General features: G+C 61.7%; 21 protein-coding genes and 1 tRNA gene. 10 read left to right on the top strand and 12 right to left on the bottom strand.

Annotated elements, in window-relative coordinates:
* Positions 1–16: 16 nt before the first annotated feature.
* The 3 genes from EWV35_RS00490 to EWV35_RS00480 all read right to left on the bottom strand — a co-directional run bounded on the left by EWV35_RS00490 (position 17) and on the right by EWV35_RS00480 (position 3,300).
* A complete protein-coding gene (locus EWV35_RS00490) occupies positions 17–1,165 on the bottom strand; it encodes a histidinol-phosphate transaminase (protein WP_129657190.1) in 1,149 nt (382 codons plus the stop codon).
* A gap of 81 nt (positions 1,166–1,246) precedes the next feature.
* The gene (locus EWV35_RS00485; protein ID WP_129657188.1) at positions 1,247–2,761 is read right to left on the bottom strand and encodes a hypothetical protein; all 1,515 of its coding nucleotides are present in this window, start codon (positions 2,759–2,761) and stop codon (positions 1,247–1,249) included.
* Complete coding sequence (locus EWV35_RS00480; protein WP_129657186.1) at positions 2,758–3,300, bottom strand: hypothetical protein; 543 nt, start codon at positions 3,298–3,300, stop codon at positions 2,758–2,760. Before EWV35_RS00480 ends, EWV35_RS00485 begins: the two co-directional genes overlap by 4 nt.
* A 193-nt stretch (positions 3,301–3,493) precedes the next feature.
* Here EWV35_RS00480 and purB point away from each other — a divergent pair, with 193 nt between their 5' ends.
* The gene (gene purB / locus EWV35_RS00475; RefSeq protein ID WP_129657184.1) at positions 3,494–4,945 is read left to right on the top strand and encodes an adenylosuccinate lyase; all 1,452 of its coding nucleotides are present in this window, start codon (positions 3,494–3,496) and stop codon (positions 4,943–4,945) included.
* 79 nt (positions 4,946–5,024) lie between these two features.
* On the opposite strand, the gene EWV35_RS00470 is transcribed toward purB, so the two are convergent.
* The 5 genes from EWV35_RS00470 to EWV35_RS00450 all read right to left on the bottom strand — a co-directional run bounded on the left by EWV35_RS00470 (position 5,025) and on the right by EWV35_RS00450 (position 8,834).
* Positions 5,025–5,852 carry a di- and tripeptidase gene (locus EWV35_RS00470; protein ID WP_193554059.1) on the bottom strand — a complete coding sequence of 276 codons (828 nt, stop codon included), beginning with the start codon at positions 5,850–5,852 and terminating at the stop codon, positions 5,025–5,027.
* Positions 5,853–5,967: 115 nt separating this feature from the next.
* A complete protein-coding gene (locus EWV35_RS00465; RefSeq protein WP_129657182.1) occupies positions 5,968–6,807 on the bottom strand; it encodes a spermidine synthase in 840 nt (279 codons plus the stop codon).
* A complete protein-coding gene (locus EWV35_RS00460; RefSeq protein WP_129657180.1) occupies positions 6,804–7,748 on the bottom strand; it encodes a cation diffusion facilitator family transporter in 945 nt (314 codons plus the stop codon). Before EWV35_RS00460 ends, EWV35_RS00465 begins: the two co-directional genes overlap by 4 nt.
* A gap of 59 nt (positions 7,749–7,807) precedes the next feature.
* Positions 7,808–8,149 carry an acylphosphatase gene (locus tag EWV35_RS00455; protein ID WP_129657178.1) on the bottom strand — a complete coding sequence of 114 codons (342 nt, stop codon included), beginning with the start codon at positions 8,147–8,149 and terminating at the stop codon, positions 7,808–7,810.
* Positions 8,150–8,156: 7 nt separating this feature from the next.
* Positions 8,157–8,834 (bottom strand): SDR family oxidoreductase, encoded by a 678-nt coding sequence (locus EWV35_RS00450; protein ID WP_129657176.1) that lies wholly within the window; start codon positions 8,832–8,834, stop codon positions 8,157–8,159.
* A 176-nt stretch (positions 8,835–9,010) separates the two neighbouring features.
* Between EWV35_RS00450 and EWV35_RS00445 the strand changes: the two genes are divergently transcribed.
* Both EWV35_RS00445 and EWV35_RS00440 read left to right on the top strand, forming a co-directional pair.
* Positions 9,011–9,086: transfer RNA gene (locus EWV35_RS00445), tRNA-Thr, on the top strand.
* Positions 9,087–9,349: 263 nt separating this feature from the next.
* Entirely contained in the window at positions 9,350–10,201 is an 852-nt protein-coding gene (locus EWV35_RS00440) for an HpcH/HpaI aldolase/citrate lyase family protein (protein WP_129657174.1), read from the top strand.
* Between the two features lie 95 nt (positions 10,202–10,296).
* Here EWV35_RS00440 and EWV35_RS00435 read toward each other — a convergent pair whose 3' ends face one another.
* Positions 10,297–11,046 (bottom strand): ABC transporter ATP-binding protein, encoded by a 750-nt coding sequence (locus tag EWV35_RS00435; RefSeq protein WP_238654082.1) that lies wholly within the window; start codon positions 11,044–11,046, stop codon positions 10,297–10,299.
* Positions 11,047–11,051: 5 nt separating this feature from the next.
* Positions 11,052–12,188, bottom strand: a complete 1,137-nt coding sequence (locus tag EWV35_RS00430; protein ID WP_129658190.1) for an ABC transporter permease — start codon at positions 12,186–12,188, stop codon at positions 11,052–11,054.
* Positions 12,189–12,325: 137 nt separating this feature from the next.
* Here EWV35_RS00430 and EWV35_RS00425 point away from each other — a divergent pair, with 137 nt between their 5' ends.
* Entirely contained in the window at positions 12,326–13,651 is a 1,326-nt protein-coding gene (locus tag EWV35_RS00425) for a sensor histidine kinase (RefSeq protein WP_202976010.1), read from the top strand.
* Positions 13,648–14,283, top strand: coding sequence for a response regulator (locus EWV35_RS00420; RefSeq protein ID WP_129657170.1), 636 nt, complete (start codon positions 13,648–13,650; stop codon positions 14,281–14,283). Before EWV35_RS00425 ends, EWV35_RS00420 begins: the two co-directional genes overlap by 4 nt.
* Before the next feature lie 88 nt (positions 14,284–14,371).
* On the opposite strand, the gene EWV35_RS00415 is transcribed toward EWV35_RS00420, so the two are convergent.
* On the bottom strand, positions 14,372–14,557 hold the full coding sequence (locus EWV35_RS00415) for a hypothetical protein (protein ID WP_129657168.1): 186 nt from the start codon (positions 14,555–14,557) through the stop codon (positions 14,372–14,374).
* 126 nt (positions 14,558–14,683) lie between these two features.
* On the opposite strand from EWV35_RS00415, the gene EWV35_RS00410 reads away from it, so the two are divergent.
* A complete protein-coding gene (locus EWV35_RS00410; protein WP_129657166.1) occupies positions 14,684–15,139 on the top strand; it encodes a MarR family winged helix-turn-helix transcriptional regulator in 456 nt (151 codons plus the stop codon).
* A 178-nt stretch (positions 15,140–15,317) separates the two neighbouring features.
* Here the strand turns inward: EWV35_RS00410 and EWV35_RS00405 are convergent, their stop codons facing one another.
* Positions 15,318–15,818 (bottom strand): dehydrogenase, encoded by a 501-nt coding sequence (locus EWV35_RS00405; protein ID WP_238653973.1) that lies wholly within the window; start codon positions 15,816–15,818, stop codon positions 15,318–15,320.
* A 326-nt stretch (positions 15,819–16,144) separates the two neighbouring features.
* On the opposite strand from EWV35_RS00405, the gene EWV35_RS00400 reads away from it, so the two are divergent.
* The 4 genes from EWV35_RS00400 to EWV35_RS00385 are packed head-to-tail and all read left to right on the top strand — an operon-like array spanning position 16,145 to position 19,546.
* The gene (locus EWV35_RS00400; RefSeq protein ID WP_129657164.1) at positions 16,145–17,278 is read left to right on the top strand and encodes a trans-sulfuration enzyme family protein; all 1,134 of its coding nucleotides are present in this window, start codon (positions 16,145–16,147) and stop codon (positions 17,276–17,278) included.
* A gap of 16 nt (positions 17,279–17,294) precedes the next feature.
* On the top strand, positions 17,295–18,128 hold the full coding sequence (locus EWV35_RS00395) for a transporter substrate-binding domain-containing protein (protein ID WP_129657162.1): 834 nt from the start codon (positions 17,295–17,297) through the stop codon (positions 18,126–18,128).
* A gap of 13 nt (positions 18,129–18,141) precedes the next feature.
* The gene (locus tag EWV35_RS00390; protein WP_129657160.1) at positions 18,142–18,816 is read left to right on the top strand and encodes an amino acid ABC transporter permease; all 675 of its coding nucleotides are present in this window, start codon (positions 18,142–18,144) and stop codon (positions 18,814–18,816) included.
* Positions 18,809–19,546 carry an amino acid ABC transporter ATP-binding protein gene (locus tag EWV35_RS00385; RefSeq protein WP_129657158.1) on the top strand — a complete coding sequence of 246 codons (738 nt, stop codon included), beginning with the start codon at positions 18,809–18,811 and terminating at the stop codon, positions 19,544–19,546. The genes EWV35_RS00390 and EWV35_RS00385 overlap by 8 nt, the downstream gene beginning before the upstream one ends.
* Positions 19,547–19,624 lie beyond the last annotated feature (78 nt).

Genomic DNA, 19,624 nt, shown 5'->3' with positions numbered 1-19,624 from the left:
AAAATACACCCTTAGCCTACCTGCCGGAATTGCCCAGGAACTCTCCGGCGATCCGAATGAATCTCGAATTCGCCTCATCTTCTCCGATGCTGACCCGGACGCCTTCGGGCTGGAACGCACGCACGGACAACGCGTTCTCGTCGGCTAGCTGCGCGAAGTCCTGAGATTTTTCGCCCAAAGGGAGCCATACGAAGTTCGCACGGGTCGTAGGGATGTCCCAGCCCTGTTCCTCCAGGGCATTGACGACGCGCGTTCGCTCCGAGACGAGATGCCGGACCTGTTGCTCGACGTCGTCGGCGTGTTCGACCGAAGCGATGGCAGCTTCCTCGGCCAATTTGGTCACGGCGAAGGTCGTGGCCGAAACGCGGAGGTACTGTGTGACTTCCGGGTGCGAAATCGAGTATCCGACCCGCAAACCGGCGAGCCCGGCGGCTTTGGAGAATGTGCGGAGGACCACGAGGTTCGGGTAGTCGGGGAAGAGATCTATACCCTCCGCGAGACCGCCTTCGCTTCTTTCCTGCTCGTTGAGTTCGGAGGCCTGGCAGAACTCGAGGTAGGCCTCGTCCAACACAACCACGATGCGGGACGGGACCTTGGCCATGAATTCCTGGACCTTTTTCTTGGTCAGGGCCGGCCCGGTCGGGTTGTTGGGTGTGCACAGGATGACAACCTTGGTGCGATCGGTGATCGCATCGGCCATGGCGTCCAGATCATGCTCGCCGTTGGCCAAATTGGGGATACGCACTTCCTTGGCTCCCGCAAGACCTGTGACGATCGGGTATGCCTCGAAGGATCTCCACGGGTAGATGACCTCGTCCTGGCTGCCGTCTTCGTTGCCGCCGGCGAAGGCCGCGAGGATCTGGGCGAGAGCTCCGAGGCTCCCAGCACCGGTGACGATGTCATCCGGGTCGACACCGAGGTGCCGTCCCAGAACCGTGCGAAGCTCCGTGCACAACGGATCGGGATATCGATTGGATGTCGAAAATTTCTGGATCACTGACTGAACTGCCGGAACCGGGCCGAAGGGGTTCTCATTCGAGGACAACTTGTATTGTTGAAGGCCTTCGACCGCACGGGGCGGCTTGCCCGCGGCGTACTTCGGCAATGCGCTGAAGACGTGTCGTGGGGTGATTCTTTCGTCATGGGGGATCAGATTTTCGCTCATGAATTCCACTGTATCCGCTCCTTCGAGCAAAAGTGGCAACAGTCACGTCAGTGCTCTCTCCGCCGCGCTTGAGGTCGGCCATCATTTCGTCCTGCGGTCATAGGACTCGGACGATGCTTCGAAAGTCAGGGTCTGAACGGATGCCCCGGCAGGGATCGCCTCCTGAATCATTCGCCGTTGTTTTCGCCCCTCGGTGGTCCGCGACAATTCGCGGTCGGCGACCCGAGCGGCCCGCACATACGTCTCGGCGTCGTGCGTCATCTGAATTGCCCCGCCTTTCCCGACGTTGCTGGTCACGACGACGGCGTGATTGTTGCCTGGGTCGGAGCCCCCGCCGGTCAGGACCGGGACCGGATCGTTCACGTCTGCCAGGTGAAGGACTTTGGTCTTCGGGTCGACTCCTCGGTAGGTGACAGTAGGCGTCCCCGTGGTCACTACCCCACGGATGGTGTACCGCCCTGAGAATTCCCGGTTCGAAGCGAGGCTCATGGCGGTCATTCCGCCTTGGCTGAAACCGGAGAGAATGACGGGGTCCGTGGATCCGGCGCCTGCCTCCTGGAGAGCTCGATCGACCATCTGCATGAGCCCTGGGGACTCCGACAAGGGCGTACCGGGGCTTGTGGTCACGACGTCGAGGATACTGTGGGCCCCGTCAGGATCCGTTCGGCTCGAAAGATTGTCGAAATCGGTCCCGGGGATCGAGACCACGAAGGATTTCGTGCCATCCGGTCTGTGCACAACCTTTACGTCGATATGGGCCAGGGACACGCGGTTCTGGGGACCGTGAGCGGCATCGTGCACGATATCGCGTTCCCCCGCGTTCTTGAGGCCCTCCGCAATAGTAGATACGTTGGCGGCCTCGCTCATCACCGTCATGGGAGAAGCTTCGACCTGCCGGAAATCTCTCAAGCGAACCAGCCCCAGGCCCATGCGCCGCCTGAGCTGTTTGACCCGAGCGACGTCCAGGCGAAGATGTTCCAGGGGAATGCCGCTGCCCTTGATCGATGAACGCGTTGCTGCGGCCGTTCCGCGGACCGAAGCGTCGGCCGCGAGAATCGCCCCACCCGTGACCGCGAAGGCCCCCACGGCGGCCAGTAGGCCTAGAGGATTGCCTCCGCTGAGCATCGCCGATCCGTAAAGATGGCGGTAGGGAAGGCAGTGGACGGCGTCAAAACCGCTGACCAGAACCTCCGCGAGGTTTTCTGCCTCCTCATAGGACGTCCGGGCCAGATGGAGTTTCGCACCGTACTCAGCCACGGAGGATCCTAAGGACAGCAGAAGTTTCTGCGCTTCGTCGAGCTCCTGCGCGGCCATCGCCGCTGCCGAGGAGACATGCGCCCAAAGGTGTGCGATCTCGGCCCGAAGAGGGACCGCCGCGAGCATGGCTCCGCCGTAGATCTCTCCAGCTCCCTGCAATTCGGCCTCGAGGCGGGCAATCTCTTCGGTGTCGATCCTTTGCTGGGACGTTGACGCGCGCACCGTCGCGCTGCCGGCAGGCACTGCGCCCCACCCGACCTGGAATGCGCCCGTTGATTGGGCCGGGGCGAGTCCGAAGATGCACCATTCACGAAGGCTGGCGTTCCACGGCGTGGTCATTGCGCACACCCGGCGTTTCCAGCGGCCACGGCCGTCAAGACGTTTCGGGCAAGGGAGGATTCCACGGCGTTTTCGTATGCGCTCCTCAGCTGCCGCACTGCGTCGGAGTCCAGCAGGGCCTCGGATCCGAAAGCGGCCGTCCCCACCGCCTCTCGGGACCGAGTTTCCGCCTCCGAAGCGAGCCGAGCGGCGGTTTGCACCATTTTCTCTTCCCAACCCGCCAACTCGTGGGAGATCTGTTCGAGCCGATGACGGATCTCCACGCCCGCCCGCCGAACATGCAATTCCGCCCTGCGCATCGCCTCTTCCGCGGCGTGAGATCGTGCGGCTTGACGGCGAATGCCCTCCCGGAACAGATCCGCCGCCGAAGATTCCCACGCGGTCTGGGCCGTCCCCTCGACTCTTGTCCCGGCTGACCGCACGGAAGCCAATTGCCTTGCCAATTGATCCGCGAGATCCGTGAGCCTTTCTTCGGCCGCTATCCCCGCACGCCGTACCACCGTGGGCGCCACCAGCCCCAGCGCGGACACGATATCCATTTCGTCCTTTTCCTCCCCAGGAAGCGGATCACTTGTCCGCTTCGATGCAGAACATCCTGGCCCACGGAGAGTCCGGGCGTCTCCCACAGCGTCCGGAACCCCGCCACTGTGTGGACAACCGTTGAGTTCCTTCGGCGTTGATTGCCCTGTGGACAAACTCGGAGGGGCGTGGTGGCCGTGCCACAATAAGGGCATGGCCAATTCTTCAGAGAACACCAATCTGTCCAGTTTGACCCTCCCGAATGGGCGCACAAGCCTGACCCAGGTCTCCCCTCCCATTGCCCTCGGGCCCCTGGACGGGCGGTACCAGCCCCAGACCGCACCGTTGACGGATTACCTCTCGGAAGCGGCACTCAATCGCGATCGCGTGCACGTCGAGGTCGAATGGTTCATCTACCTCTGCTGCAATGAAATTCTGCCCGGTCTTGCTCCTCTAACGGAGGGCCAGGTTGCGGGTCTGCGCGCCATCGTGACCGATTTCGACGCCGACTCGATCAGGGAATTGGCCGAGATCGAAGCCGTGACAGTGCATGACGTCAAGGCGGTCGAATATTTCATCGGAAACCGTCTCGAAGCACTGGGCCTCGGTCATCTCAAACCGCTCGTGCATTTCGGATGCACATCGGAGGACATCAACAATCTTTCCTACGCCGTGGGAATCCGGGACGCGGTCCACAACGCATGGGCACCCGCCGCCCGGAAACTCGTCGGTGTGGTGACCGACCTGGCCGAATCGGCCCGGGATATTGCCATGATGTCTCGGACACACGGCCAGCCGGCGACTCCGACGACCCTCGGCAAAGAAATGGCCGTCCTCGCGTTCCGCCTCCAGCGGCAGATCAGACACGTGGAAAACCAGGAGTTCCTGGGCAAAATCAATGGTGCGACCGGCACATACGCCGCTCACTACGCTTCTGCGCCCCAGGTCGACTGGCAGAAGGTGTCTCGCGGTTTCGTGGAGCACCTTGGCCTGACCTGGAACCCTTTGACGACGCAGATCGAGTCGCACGATTGGCAGGCGGAGCTCTACTCGAGCATCGCGCACTTCAACCGTGTGCTGCACAATCTCTGCACGGATATCTGGTCGTACATCTCGATCGGATATTTCCGGCAGATTCCGGTCGAGGGAGCCACGGGCTCGTCGACCATGCCTCACAAGATCAATCCGATCCGCTTCGAAAATGCCGAGGCCAACCTGGAAATCTCGTGTTCGCTTCTGGACACGCTCGCAGAAACGCTCGTGACCTCCAGGTGGCAGCGCGATCTGACCGATTCTTCTTCGCAGCGCAACATCGGCGTGGCCTTCGGCCATTCGATGCTCGCAATGTCCAACGTGACCAAAGGCTTGACCAAGCTCGACGTCGCAGAAGACGTTCTCGCACGGGACCTCGAGAACAACTGGGAGGTCCTGGCCGAGGCAATCCAGATGGTCATGCGCGCGGAAGCGATCGCCGGGGTCGAAGGAATGGACAACCCCTATGAGCGGCTGAAAGATCTGACACGCGGGCACCGCGTGGACCAGGAACGCTTGGTCGAGTTCGTGTCCGGCTTGGGCCTTTCCCCCGAAGCGGAAGAACGACTCAAGAATCTGACGCCCGCAACCTACAACGGGATCGCTGGCCGGCTCGTCGACTACGTGAAGTAGCGAGTCCTCACGGGATCACGCTCCGTTGCGCACATCCGTCTCCGCTGGAAGAGGGTGTGCGCAACGGAGCGGAGAAGAATTAATCGTCCGTCCCGGCGCCCTTGGCCTTGGAGTCTTTGTCTTTCTTGTCAGCGCCGGCCGGGAGATCGCCCGCAAGGGCTTGGGCCTTCTTCTCTTCCTGCGGATCGTCGAACTTCGGTGCCCTGCCGTCCAGCTGCAGAGAGTCCGGGAACAAGGAGGGTGCCTTGCCAAAGGCTTCCTTGGTCGATTTGATGACCTGACGGCCCAGTGCAAGGTTGGCGCCGCCGCCGACAACGGCCCCCAGGCCGAACGGCAGGGCCCGGCCGAGCATCGCCCCGGATTGACGTGCCAGGAAGCGCTTGACGAACATATTGCGGATGGTCTTGGAGACGCTGAAACCTTTCCCATCGTCCTTGCCCATCATGAGGCCCCATTTATTGGAGATTCCGGCTGTTCGCCCGGACTGCCCCAAGATCTGCTGCATGAGAACGGCGCCGTCTTCGCCGAGCATGAGGGCCATGACCATAGTGCGGGCCTTCTCGGGGTCCTCCACGTGAGCCCCGAAGAGCTCCGCCATGGACTGCGCGTAGATCGCGGTGCGCTCAAGGTACCCGCCCACCGCCACGACCGATAGGCCGACTGACGTGACAGTGCCGATCCCCGGGATGAACGCAGAGGCGCCCACGGCGCCACCGCCGACCGTGACATCACGCAGATAGAGCTTCTCCAAACGATGTGCGATCTGCTCCGGGGTTTCATCGGGGTGCTTTTTCCGGAGTTTTTTGATCGAGGTGACGACGAGTGGCCGCTGAACCCGCAAAACGGTGTCCAGGGCCTTGTTCAGAGCCGGCTTTGGTTGCCCGCTGTCGTCGAATGCGTTTTTCATTGCGGAATCAAAGGGAAACTTCGGTGCCATACTCACATCTAACCACGCGCACGCAAGTGCACAACCGCGCTCAGCCGAGAGCGCAGAAGTCAAAATTGACCCTAAGCGCCGGGTTTTACGACACCAGTTTCCGGGTGAAAGCCTGCGTCTGGAGGGGATCCAGGACCTCAGCGGGGTGCGGCCCTGCTTCCTTCCAGTGCTGCGCGAATTCCCGGGTTCCCGTGGACAATCCCGGCCCGGCCGCGAGAATCAAGTTGCCTTCCTGACGGCCGGAGATCATGGTTGCATCTGCCAACGTCCAGGCCCCCGAGGCGGCCCCGATCCGGGGGTCCTCGCAGGCGGCGTCTGACAGGAATTGTGCTTGCCTGGCAAAGAATCGAAGACCGGGGTCATCACCCACGTTGACGACCAGAACGCCTCTATCCGTGAGTGTCGCGAGCGCTTCCGCGTAGAAGTCGCGGCATGCCAAATGCTCGGGTGAATCCTTGCCCGAGAATATATCGACGAAGACCAGGTCCAACCCGTATCCGGCTTCGGGCCCCGCATCCTGCGCCAGCGCCGGAAGCGCTGCACGGGCGTCGTCGGTCAGGATGTTCAAACGCGTACCGGCAGGAAGCGGCAATTCGCGCAGGACCAATGAAGGCAGCTCACGCTCGATCTCCACGGCCGTTTGGGGCGATCCCGGGCGGGTGGCTTGAATATATCGGGGCAACGTTAACCCGCCGGCCCCTAGGTGCGCGGCGGAAATCGTCTCACCCGGAGGGGCGATCGTATCCACGATATTGCCGACACGACGAAGGTACTCGTAGAAAATGCTTTCGGGATGATCAAGATCGACATGCGATTGTTCGGCGCCCCCGATCTCCAAGACGTAGCCGTTGTCGCTGAAACCGTCCGGAAGAATCCTCGCGTTGAGCCCCGAGAGCCCGAGATGGACGCTATGGCCTCGGCTCATACGACGAATTCCCCGGCTTCGTGGTCGTAATGACTCTTCGGTTCGAGTTGAATCGTCGAATGGGCAATCGACACGTCGAAGTGCTCGGAAATACACTTCTGAATTTCGCAGAGCAACTGTGCACTCCGCCCGTCCTTGAAGCTCTCGTCGTCCAGGACCACGTGGGCGGTCAGAACGGGAAGATCGGTCGAAATTCGGCTCGCGTGGAGATCGTGAACTTTGACCACGCGGGGATGGTCCTCGAGGTGCCGTTTCACGTCTTCCATATCGAGCCCCGGTGGGACGCTCTCCAAAAGTACGCTGACGGACTCGCGCAGAATGAGAGCAGCTCGCGGGATGATCAGGGCTCCGATGAGCAACGCGACTACGGCGTCGGCCTGCATCCAGCCGGTCGAGGCAATGACGAGCGCGGAAATGATCACGGCAACCGAACCCAGAGCGTCGTTGACGACTTCCAAGAAGGCCGCCCTGAGATTAAGGTTCTTCTCTCCGCCGAACAGGACGACAATGGCTGCGATATTGCCGAGGAGTCCCACGATGCCGAAAACGATGAGTTCCCGGTCGGCGATCGGCTGCGGATGGGAGAACCGTTGAACTGCCTCGATGATCACCATAATTCCGACGACAATCAGAACCGTCGCCTGGACCGCGGCCACCAGGATTTCTACCCGTTTCCACCCCCACGTCCGATGGTCCGTGGCCGGCCGGGATGAGAGCACCGCGGCGCCGAGGGCCATCGCCAGACCGGCGGCGTCGGTCAAGACGTGAACGGTGTCGAAGAGCAACGCCAAAGAACCGGTGAGCACGGCACCGATCATTTGAGCAAGGAATATGAGAATCGAGATGCCGAAGGCGACCGCCAGGCGTGTGCGCCCGGCCCCGGGGCCGTGCTGATGACCGTGATCGTGGTTGTGCCCCACCGGAACCGCACCTCCATTCATAAGCGATTACTTATATTTTATCGCAGGGGGTGTGCCAGGTGAAGGGCGGTTCGACGGTATTACCTCACATCGAATTCCCTGAACTCGCCGGTGGGTTCGGGTCTCGATTGGTCGACGTCACTGACGTGACCGGCCGTATCTCCGGACGTCAGCGCGGCGTACAATGCGTCGACTCCTTCCCGCGTGCCTTCGGCCACGATTTCCACGCGACCGTCCGGCAGGTTCTCCGCGTAGCCGATCAGCCCATGTTCCTGCGCGATACCGCGTGTCCACCAGCGAAATCCGACGCCCTGGACCCTCCCGGAGACCAGCGCTTCCAAGCGCGCCTCCGGGAGGGCCGCGGCGGCGTCGGATCCTGCCGAAGACTGGGCCTTGCCTCGGATGGAATCCCAGAGTCCCATGAGGCCCCTAGGCCAGCTTGTCCGTGGCCGGTGCTTCCGCGAGGGCCTGGGCGATCGGGGTGTCGCCATCGGTGAACGGCAAAGCCTTGCCCACGGTGGTCTCGTCCGAGAGGGCGGCCGCCAGGACCCGCGCCACGTTGGCGCGGGATGCCTTGTTTCCGCCCGCTTCGGTGGTGACGGTGATCTTGCCGGAGGGCTCGTCGAGCGAGAGCGCGGTCGGGCCCACAATGGTCCAGTCCAGACCGGTCTCGCGCAAATGCTGATCCGCTTCTGCCTTCGACTGGGCGTAGGCGTAGAAGTCGTCGTCCTCAGGAACGCCGTGATCGAAGGAGGCACCCAGGTAGGAGACCATGAGGTAACGCTTCACACCGGCATTCTCTGCGGCGTCCATCGACCGGATGGCTGCGTCACGATCAACCTCCCACGTGCGCTCGGGGTCGCCGCCGCCCACGCCCGCAGACCAGATGATGGCGTCGAAATTCTGGTCCTTGAAAACCTCGGTCATCTGCTCGGTCGAGAGATCCGAGATATCTTTGACCAGAGCGTTGGCGCCGGTCTCTTCGACGTCGCCGACTTGGTCCTTCTTGCGGATGATCGAGGTGACGGTGTTGCCCTCGTCGACCAAAAGCGGTGCCGTCAGGAGCGCGATCTTGCCGTGTCCACCGATTATTCCTACGTGTCCCATAGTCAACTCCTTTTGAAAGCGTTCGTCTGTCTTCCACCACAACCATCGCACCAACGCATTTATGCCATAACCCCCTTCTGAACGACGGGTCATACGAGTTGGTGGCATCCGGATGTCTTCTGCTAAAGTGACATTCGCGCTGTGGAGCGGTCCGTGACCGCAAAGCGTGAGCGCAGGCCTCCTTAGCTCAGTCGGTAGAGCGTTTCCTTCGTAACGAAAAGGTCGCCGGTTCGATTCCGGCAGGGGGCTCCATGTAACGGTTAGGCCCCGGAACCACGCTGGTTTCGGGGCCTTACTGTTGCATCCGTGGATGCGATCCTTCGAAGAAGCTGAATCCGATGTGGGCCGTTCCCCGCGCCGTCGTTCCGTGAGCAGCAAACGGTCGAGGAAGCACGGAGGCGAATCAGCACCGCTGGGGCGGGAAGCCCGCTGGACGGGCCGGAAGGTCCCTCGCCCTTCACCCGAAGCATTTGCCACAATGAGGACGAAACTGAGTTAACGAGTGAGGTTTTAATTTGACGACTACTTATCATCGCAACGAACGCGCCGCGGACCTCCCAGCACGCCTCTCACGTTCTTGGTTGCTGACTTCTGCCGTGAACGTTGCCTCCTTCGAGCCGAATTACGAGTCGGAAGCGGATTCGATCATCCTCGATATGGAAGACGCTGTCCCGGCCGACCAGAAGGAACAGGCCCGCGAGAACGTCGTCAACGCCCTCAACAACGGTATGCGCGCGTGGGTCCGTATCAACGACATCACCACCAAATTCTGGGAAGACGACTTGGCTGCACTGACCAGTGCCAAGGGTCTTCGCGGTTTGGTGTTGGCCAAGACCGAGCATCCCAATCACGTCACCCGCACGGCCATGATGTCCCACGCCGGCACGCCGGTCATTGCACTGATCGAGTCGGCCGTCGGGATCGTCAATGCGGTCGACATCGCCAAGGCTCCCGGAACTTTCCGTCTGGCTTTCGGAATGGGTGACTACCGCAAGGACACTGGGATCAGCGATGATCCGTTGGCTCTGGCGTATCCGCGTTCGGCGTTGGTCGTAGCGTCCCGTGTGGGAGAACTACCGGGACCGATCGACGGTCCCGCCAACGGTGTGGATGACAAGGGCCTCCTGGACGCCAGCCGGTTGAGCGCATCGATGGGTATGACGGGCAAGCTCACGCTGAACCCTGCCCAGACCGACACGATCAATCACGGCTTGGCTCCTTCCGAAGAGGAGATCAGCTGGGCCCGGGAGATGCTGGAGAAGGACGAAGGCGGTTCGGTCCCGAAGGACGGTTCCTACTTGCCCCGTCTCGCCCGTGCGCGGAAGGTGTCCGAACTGGCCCAGACGTACGGAATGTGGGGTCGCTGACCCAGGGCTTGATCGCTCCGCCGCGTCGCCCGAGCCGGTATGCAATCAGAAGGCCCCGGACCCTTGAGGGATCCGGGGCCTTTTTGGGCGAGTCGTTAGGAAAGCTTCCCGTCACGCATCGTGACCACCGAGTCGACCTTGTCCAACAGGTCGGTCTCGTGGGTGACCATCACGGTCGCTACGTTGAATTCCCGGGTGACTTCGCGGAGCAGCTCGACGATCTCGAGGGAACGCTCGTGGTCCAGGGCCGAGGTCGGCTCATCCGCCAGGAGGAGAGCCGGATTGCCCATCAGCGCACGAGCAATATTGACCCGTTGCCGCTGTCCTCCCGAGAGCTGATGCGGACGGCGGTCCCCGGCACCGTCCAGGCCGACCCTCGCCAACAATTCGTCGGCCGCGCGGCCGCGTTCCTTGAACTTTGCGCCGCGCAGTCCGCGAATGTGTTCTCCCACGAGAAGCTGCTCCCGTGCCGTGAGCGACGGAATGAGGTTGGGCTGCTGAAACACGACGCCGATCTGCTCGCGGCGCAACCCTGCCCTCGTTTTCTCCGGCTGCCCAACTGCCTCAATACCGTTGACCTTGACCGAACCGCTCGTGGGCTCGACGAGGGCCCCGGCAACCGCCAGCAGTGAGGACTTGCCGGACCCCGACTCCCCGACGAGCGCGGTCATCGTCCCGCGCTCTGCCCGGAAGGTGACGGCGTCGAGGGCGGTTACTGTCCGCGGCTTGCCGTCCGCGGTGGTGCCATCCGGATATTCCAGGGTGGTTTCGAGGATTTCAAGGGCTGGCATTGATTCCTTCTCGCGATGCTGGGTTCCTGCTACATGTTCTGCGACGTGAGCCATCATGTTTAGTTGCCTCCTAGGGCGATGAGCGGATCGATTTTTGCGACCTTGCGTACTGCGACGAGGGAGCCGAGCATCCCGAGCACCCAGATCCCGGCGGCGGGCAACAGGGTTGTGCCCGCGCTCAGCTGGAAGGGCACACCGTTCTGCGCCAACCAGCCGAGGCCCGCACCGAGCCCGAGCCCGAGGACCGCTCCGACTGCAAGAACGATGCCCGCCTGACCGACGGCGTCCTTGATCAGGTAGCGGCCACCGGCACCGAGAGCGCGGAGAATCGCGATGTCACGAGTCCGCTGGATCGTCCATACGGTCAGGAAGGAAACTGTCACGAGTGCCGAGATCCCGTAGAGGAAGGCTTGCATGGTCAGCAGTGAACTGTGCTCCGAGGAGTAGGCGGGAAGCCCCGAGAAGGAGTCCTTGACCTTGGACACCACGGTCCCGGTCTTGTCGGCGGCGTCGTTCCAGGCGTCCTTGTTCAGGTCGCCTTTGAGAGCGACTGCGGTGCCAACCACGGCGTCCTCACCCTCTGAGGGGACGTGGGCGACGGACTGCCATCCGGCGGTATCCACCCAAGCGATGGGACTGTGGCTGTAATACTCGTCCGGGACGACGCCACTGACCTTGAACTTCTGGCCCGAGATGTTGACCTCGCGACCGACGCTCGCTCCTTGGTCGTCCGCGATCGACTGGGACACCACCACGCCGCCGGCGCCCGGCTCGGTCGAACCGTCGATGGCCTTCCCGACCGCGTCACCGACGGTGTTGGAATCGTCCGGGACACCGACGACAGCAACTCCGGCACTGCCCTCGGCCGCGAGCTGCGTTTGGGCGAAGCCGACCGGAACTGCGGAGTCGACGTCGTCGGTCTCCTTCCACTTCTGGGCCTGGTTCTGCGTGATCTGGGAAGCCGAGTAGTCGACCTTGGCCTCATGTTCTGAATCCGAGCCGGAGACGCTTGTGGCCGGGGCCCCGAAAGCGAATCTGTCCGGATTGATGGCGGTGAGCCCCGATGTGTTCTGTGAAGCAAGGCCGCCGGTCAGTCCGGTGAGCATGACCAGCAGGAGCGTGATCAGCCCGACGACCGAACCGATCAGGGCGAACCTCCCCTTGGCGTAGAAGACGTCTCTGATACCGACGAACATCTTGGTTCCTTTCGAGTGGATTTCGTTGGTATCCACTCTTCCGCGCAGGCCTCACGCGCACATCGGAAGGATTGCTGAACCTCGTATCATCCATTCGGTTGATGTCCGGTCAACCCTTCCCCGCTAGTGTGAGATGTGTGAGCTCCCCGAACACCCTTGCGCCCCAGCCGGCCCCGAGCCGGGTCCTGCAGACATTGCGCATCGCTTTGCACGTCATGTTCGCTTTCCTCTTGGTCTTCGGGTTGATCCGTTACCTCGGCGGAAGCTCCGATACTCCGAGTACGGTGCCCGCGATCTGCGCGATCTGTGCCGTCGTGCTTCTGGGCGCTATCTATCTCACCGGAACCGTGTGGGAGAACAGGTATGCCCGAGCGTTGCGGTCGGGCCACGTCACGACCGCGGCGAACCCGCGCCGTTTTGCCGGGTGGTGGCTCGGGGCCGTCACCATAGTCTGGATCGCGCTGCTCATCATCTCGGCGAACTTCGTGTGGGTCGTCTTCCCCCTGATGTTCCTTTTCCTACACCTGCTCAAACTGTGGCAGGGGGTCATTGCGGTCGGGGTGCTCTGGGCAATGGCTTCATTCGTGCCACTGTGGGAACTGGCCCGCGCCGACCAATTGGACAGCTTCACCCCGGGATCGCTTCTGGGCCCCATGCTGGGCGCAGGCCTGGCGATCATCATTTCCACGGCGTACCGGTCATTGCACGACGAAGCGCTCCACCATCTGCGCGTCGCCGAGGCCCTGCGCATCGCACAAGCCGAGCTCGCCGAGAAAGAACATCAAGCCGGCCGCATGGAAGAGCGCGAGCGGCTAGCACGCGAAATCCACGACACTGTGGCCCAGGGACTGTCGTCCATAGTTCTCATGTCCCGTGCGACCGCCGGAAGCCTTGCGGCGGGACGTCTGGACGAGGCTGGCTCCTGGGTCGGGACCATCCAGGAAACTGCGTCAGAGAATTTGGACGAGGCCAGGCGGTTCGTCAAGGACTTGTCCTCCCCCGAGTTGAGTCAATCGCTCCTTCCCGCACTGCGCGTGACGTGCGAAAGGACGCAGAGCCAGGCTGCGGCGTCGGGCCGGTCCTTGCGTTGCGAACTCCGCGTCGAAGGCAAGGATGCAGCCGACCTTCCCCAACCCGTCACCTCCGCGCTCTTGCGCGCCGCCCAAGGAAGCCTCGCCAACGTCGCGAAACATGCGAACGCGGACCTCGCTGTGGTGACTCTTGCTGTTTGGGAAGCCGAAGTCACTTTGGATATCTTCGACGACGGAGACGGCTTCAACCCCGCCGCCGGTCTGAACGATTCGTCAGAAGGCGGCTACGGGCTCATAGGATTGCGACGTCGTCTCGAGACTTTGGGAGGCAGTCTTTCGATCGACTCCTCTCCCGGCGAAGGCACCGCTGTCGGGGTTCGTATCCCACTGACCTCTGCGCACACCGCAAGCGACAACGAAGGGGGAGCATGAGCTCCAAGATCAGGGTTCTATTGGTCGACGATCACCCCGTAGTGCGAGCTGGATTGCGCGCTCTCCTAGACGGTTTTGACGAAGTCGTCGTCGTGGCCGAAGCCGGCAACGGCCGGTCAGCACTCGAGGTCGCTGAGTCGAAGACCGGAACCGACCAGGCCATTGACCTCGTGGTCATGGACATACAGATGCCCGAGATGGACGGAATCACCGCTACCGCCCGATTCAAGGAGATGCAGGGTCCACCGGTGTTGATCCTGACCACGTACGATACGCAGGCCGACATCGTCGCCGCGGTGCGAGCCGGTGCCCTCGGGTATCTCCTGAAGGACGCACCTGCCGAAGCCCTTCGACGGGCCGTCGTGGATACCGCGGCGGGCAAGAGCACTTTGGCCCCGGAGGTCAGTGCGGCTCTCATGGCCAGCATGCAACGCCCTGAGCAGAACCTGTCGGAACGGGAGACCGAGATACTGCGTCTCTTGGCCACCGGGTTGAGCAACCGTGAGCTGTCCAAGAAACTGTTCATTTCCGAGGCGACCGTCAAGACGCACCTCGTGCACATCTATGGGAAGCTCGGCGTCGAAAATCGGACGGCCGCGATATCGAAAGCTCGCGAAAGCAAATTGATCTGACCTCCTCCTCCGAGTTGCCGAAAGGACCCGTTTCAGTGCTAAAACGGGTCCTTTGAACGATCCGAAGGGCTCCTCCGGCAGGAGGGAGTTAGCTTTCCGATTTCCGTTGCTCATGGAGGGCCTTGCGGCGGTTGTACTCGCGCTTGAGACGCTGCCGGGGGTCACTTTCCGAACTACCCTGGGCAGGTCCGATAAACAGCAGGAGGGTGCTGACGGCTCGATTCTGGAGTCGGAATCCCCAGGAGAACTGATCGCCTTTTTGGGGCTTGCTCATGACTGTCCCTCCATTAGTTTGTGTACAAACTCATTGTACGCAAACTACGAGGTCAGGCAATCCGGTTTAGAATCTATTGCGGCCGCGACAGCACACGAATCTCCTCACGGGTAGGGAGCGACACGAATGAACAAACCGGACTTCCCCACGGAAGATCCCCTCGCCCTGGAAAGCCAGGTCTGCTTTGCGATTTCCTTGGCTTCCCGCAGTGTGATCGCGGCGTATCGGCCCGTCCTGGAGCCGCTCAAGCTGACACATCCGCAATACCTGGTCATGCTCGCCCTGTGGCAGCGCTCCCCCATTTCGGTCAAGGAACTGGGCGAACGCCTGAGCATCGACTCGGGAACACTCTCCCCACTCCTCAAACGCCTCGAGACGCAGGGCTACCTCACTCGAGACAGGAATTCCCAGGACAACCGGTCCCTCGACATAGCGCTAACCCGGACCGGCAAGGAATTGAGGAAAGAGGCCGAGAAGATCCCGGGCATCATGATGCAACGACTCGGCATGGACAAAGAAGAATTACAGGCCCTCCACTCGTCGATGATGAAAGTCGTCAACCACGTACGGGCGCAGGACTGAGGCACCCATCCGCGCCAGGCCACCCGGCGCCAAAAACTGCCGCTGCCTCACCGATCGCTAACACCTTCACCGACCGAGGAACGGCTCTTCGTGCCGTTCAGGGCGTACACGATCCGGGCCCGAGCAGAGACCCGGCGAGGCCGTAGAGCGATCGACGGAACGCCACAGGCAAAGCCCGCTAAGCGGCCGAAACGCCACCATCGGCGGATTCACCGGAACCCTCGACGAGGCGGAGGAGCCGAGCGGCCTCCGCAACCTGCTCTTCGACCGTGACTACTCGCCGCTCGACCGACTCAACCTTGGAACATCCGCCCGCGCATGCTCCGTCGCACCGCATCATGGCCAAGGCCTCGGCGCACAATGCCAGCGAATTGCCCGCCTTGGACAGGGCCCGGTGCAGATCGGCGTAATGCCCTTCCCGCGAGGCCGGAACATCCGTTGAATCGCTGGGGGCGACCCGCTGCGCACCGGTTGCTATTCCTCGCACCTCGGGCAAGAGGTCGGCCAGCCTATTGGCCGCCGGAATCAGAGCATCGAGAGAGGCCTCGTCATCGACCCTCTCCAGAATCTGGTGGAACCGGTCGAGACCGCGCCGAAAACGATCATGGGCCCGGCGCCATACGCCCTGCCCCATATCGGCGGAGTCACGCCTCCCCTGGACGAAATCCTTCAGCCCCACGGTCCCTCCTCTCGCATGCCCGCCCTCAGCGGGTTAGGTCTACCTCACTAGGATACAGGGTCAATGACTTATTGACACACTGTCACTTCACGAAGCCGACGCCAAGACCTTCGGGACAATACGCAGCGCCCTCCCAGACGAACGGCCCTGAGCGATCGGATCACACGGCCACCCACTCACGCCTGTCGCACCGGAGATTCCCAGCGAATCGCAACGCGGCGTCACACAGCGGACCTTCTCGATGCCCCAAGGAATTTTCCAGCATTGAATAGTCGTTGAGAGGTCAGATTCACGACTCTCCAGTAACTCGAAAGGTATGCCCTAACATGGCAGGCTTCACGACTCGAACCATCCACGCGCTTGAAAATGTCGAACAAGGCGCGGTGACGCCACCGATCTATGCGGCGTCGACCTTTCTCCAACCGACCGAAGGCGGCGAGGGGGAATACGAGTATCAGCGAGGCGGCAACCCCACCCGCGATAACGCGCAGCAGACCCTCGCAGCACTGGAGAATGCCACTCACGCATTTCTGTACGCGACGGGCATGGCCGCAACCGCGGCGGCGTTGGGCACTTTGCGGGCCGGTGAGTCCGTCATCATGTCGTTGCCCGTCTATGGCGGCAACTACCGCTTCGCGACCATTGAGCTGCCCAAGCGCGGGGTAGAACATCGCTTCGTCAACGACCCGAATGCGCTGACCGATGAGGACTTCGACGATTCGGTCGCCATGGTCTTCCTGGAGACGCCCTCCAACCCGACGCTGCGCGTCGCCGATATCCAGCGGATCGCGGATTTGGCGCACCGCAACGGCGCGGTCCTCGTCGTGGACAATACCTTCCTGACCCCCTACCTTCAGCGTCCGCTCGATCTTGGGGCCGATATGACGGTCCAGTCGGCCACCAAGTACCTTGCCGGACACGGCGATCTGCTGGGAGGCGTTGCGGCAACCAACGATGAGGCGCTCGCAGAAGAGCTGTTCAAAGCTCAGCTCATTTCCGGTGGTGTGCTCTCCCCCATCGATTCGTACAGGCTCCTCCAAAACGTCAAGACCCTCGCCCTCCGCGTGGATCGTCAGCAAGAGAACGCCCGACGCGTCATCGAGGCAATCCAGGACCACCCTGCCGTCTCACGGATCCACACCCCAGGTTCGTACAGCGCCGAGGAGACCGAAATCCAGATCCGACAGGCGGACGGGCCCGGAGCGGTGTTCTCGATGGAGATCGCGGACGGCAAGAACATCCAAGCCTTCCTGGGTGCGTTGAAGGTCTTCGGATTCGCCGTGAGCCTCGGCGGCATCGAATCTTTGCTGTGCCTTCCCGCAAGCATGACTCAAGGCGCCTATTCTGAGAAAGACCTAGTCACAGCGGAGATTTCCGAAAACCTCGTGCGAGTGGCCGTGGGCATCGAGGACGCGGAAGACTTGATTTCCGACCTCGTCGGCGCGTTGGACGCGGCCTGAGGTCGAAAGGAAGACCATGACATCACTACCTACCCGGAGACACGCACTGGGGCTCGTCGGCTTGGGGGCCTTTGGCGCCCTGCTCGCGGCGTGCTCATCGGAAAGCTCGGGTGACGAGGCCGCGACCACGGGTACCGGTCTGCCGGCCATCCAAAACAACGGAACTCTTCGAATCGGCATGGAAGGCACCTTCCGGCCCTACGGATACCACGACGACTCGGGCGAACTGGTCGGCTTTGAGAAGGAGATCGGTGACCTGATCGCCCAAGATCTCGGTGTCAAAGCCAAGTACGTCGAGACGCAATGGGACTCGCTCATCGCAGGTGTCGATGCGGGACGCTACGACATCATCATCAACAACATCTCGGCCACGGACGAGCGCAAAGCGAAGTTCGACTTCTCGATCCCGTACGCCGAAAGCCAGGGGAAGGTCGGAGTCGTCGAGGATTCCCCGATGAAGACCACCGATGAGATCTCCGGCCATTCGGCGGCCCAAACCGAAACCTCGAATTTTGGCCAGCAGATGGCCGCCGAGGGAGCCAATCTGGTGCCGGTAACCGGCTTCGACGAAGCCGCGATGCTGGTCTCTTTCGGCCGCGTGGACATGACCGGAAACGACTTCGTCACCTTCCAAGCGTTCTTCGAACAACGGCCGGACCACAAAATTCGGCTGCTCGACGGAAACCTCGGCGATCCGTCCCAGGCCGCGGTCCTGATGGGCAAAGGGCAGGAACAGCTCAAACAGGCCATCGACCAGTCCCTCAAGAAGCACATGGACGACGGAGATTTGAAGAATATCTATCAGAAGTACGTCCAGACCGATCTGACTCCCACGTCAGCCACCTCGTGAGCGAAGCGAAACCATGAACGAAACTTTGAATCTCTGGGCACAGTCACTGCCCCAGTTGCTGATGGCGACCATCAAGGTCACCATCCCACTGAGCATCATAGCGTTCGTCCTAGCGCTGATCGTCGCCGTGCTCGCCACCGCGATGCGCATGGGACGTATACGAATTCTGCAATGGATTTCTCGCTTCTACGTGTGGCTGTTCCGCGGAACCCCGATTCTGGTGCAACTGTTCATCATCTTCTACGGGTTGCCGGCAATAGGGATCACGCTTTCAGCCTGGACGTCCGCAATCATCGCGTTCACTTTCAACACCGGCGCCTATGCCGCCGAGACGTTGCGCGCCTCGGTTCAATCGATTCCTCGCGGACAGCTCGAGGCGGCAAAGACATTGAATCTGACCAGTTGGCAGACCCTTCGTCACGTGGTGGCTCCCCAGGCCATGCGGATCGCCCTGCCCCCGCTGGGCAACGACCTGATCGACCTTGTCAAGGGGACCTCGCTGGTCATGGTGATTACCCTGGCCGATGTCTTTCAGGTCGGGCGCCAGATCGCGGCAACCAATTTCCAACCGCTGACTCTCTACATCGAAGTCGCGGTCATTTACCTGGTGATTTTCACGATCCTGTCGTTGATCCAGAGCCGGGTCGAAAAAGCATCCTCGCGCTACATCAGGAGCACCAATGCTTGAGCTGAAAAACGTATCGAAGTCCTACGGGGACAACACAGTCCTGAACGGCGTGGACCTGCAACTGCGTGAAGGCGAAACAACGGTGGTTCTGGGCCCCTCAGGTTCCGGCAAATCGACTTTGTTGCGCATCATGGATCTGCTGGAGGTGCCGGAGTCCGGGACCCTGCAGATCAACGACGACGCGGTCGAGTTCGGCGGACGCCTGTCCGACGCTCAGATTCGGTCCATACGAAGGCATTCGGCCATGGTTTTCCAGGGCTACAACCTCTTCCCCAATCAGAACGTGCTGAAGAATGTGTCGCTGCCACCGGTTCTGAATGGCAAGATCTCGCCCTCGGAGGGCGAGGCCCGCGCGAAAGAGCTGCTCCGCAAGGTAGGCCTGGCGGATCGGCTCACGGAATACCCGGACAACCTCTCCGGAGGGCAGCAGCAACGTGTGGCGATTGCACGGGCTCTGGCCGTCGCGCCGGACTACCTGCTCTTCGACGAGCCGACCTCCGCACTGGACCCTGAGTTGGAGGCGGAAGTCATCAAGGTGCTGGTCGACCTGGCCGAGGAGAAGCGGTCACTGGTGGTCGTGACCCACAACATCCAGTTCGCTCGGAAAGTTGCCGACCGCGTGATCTTCCTCGACGACGGTCGCCTCGGCTTCGACGGCACCCCCGAAGAGTTCTTCTCTTCCGCGAACGAGCGCATCAAGCGATACCTCAATACGTTCACGGCGATCTGAGGTGGCGTCGGTTTCCCCGTTACCTTTTCCGTGGCGTCAATAGCCGCGAGGACGACGGCGTGAGTCACCAGCCGGGCC

The sequence above is a fragment of the Rothia uropygialis genome, assembly GCF_004137765.1.
Classification (GTDB): Bacteria; Actinomycetota; Actinomycetes; order Actinomycetales; family Micrococcaceae; genus Rothia.
Note: the sequence above shows the minus strand (reverse complement) of the source record. Positions and strands in the feature narration are given on the sequence as shown.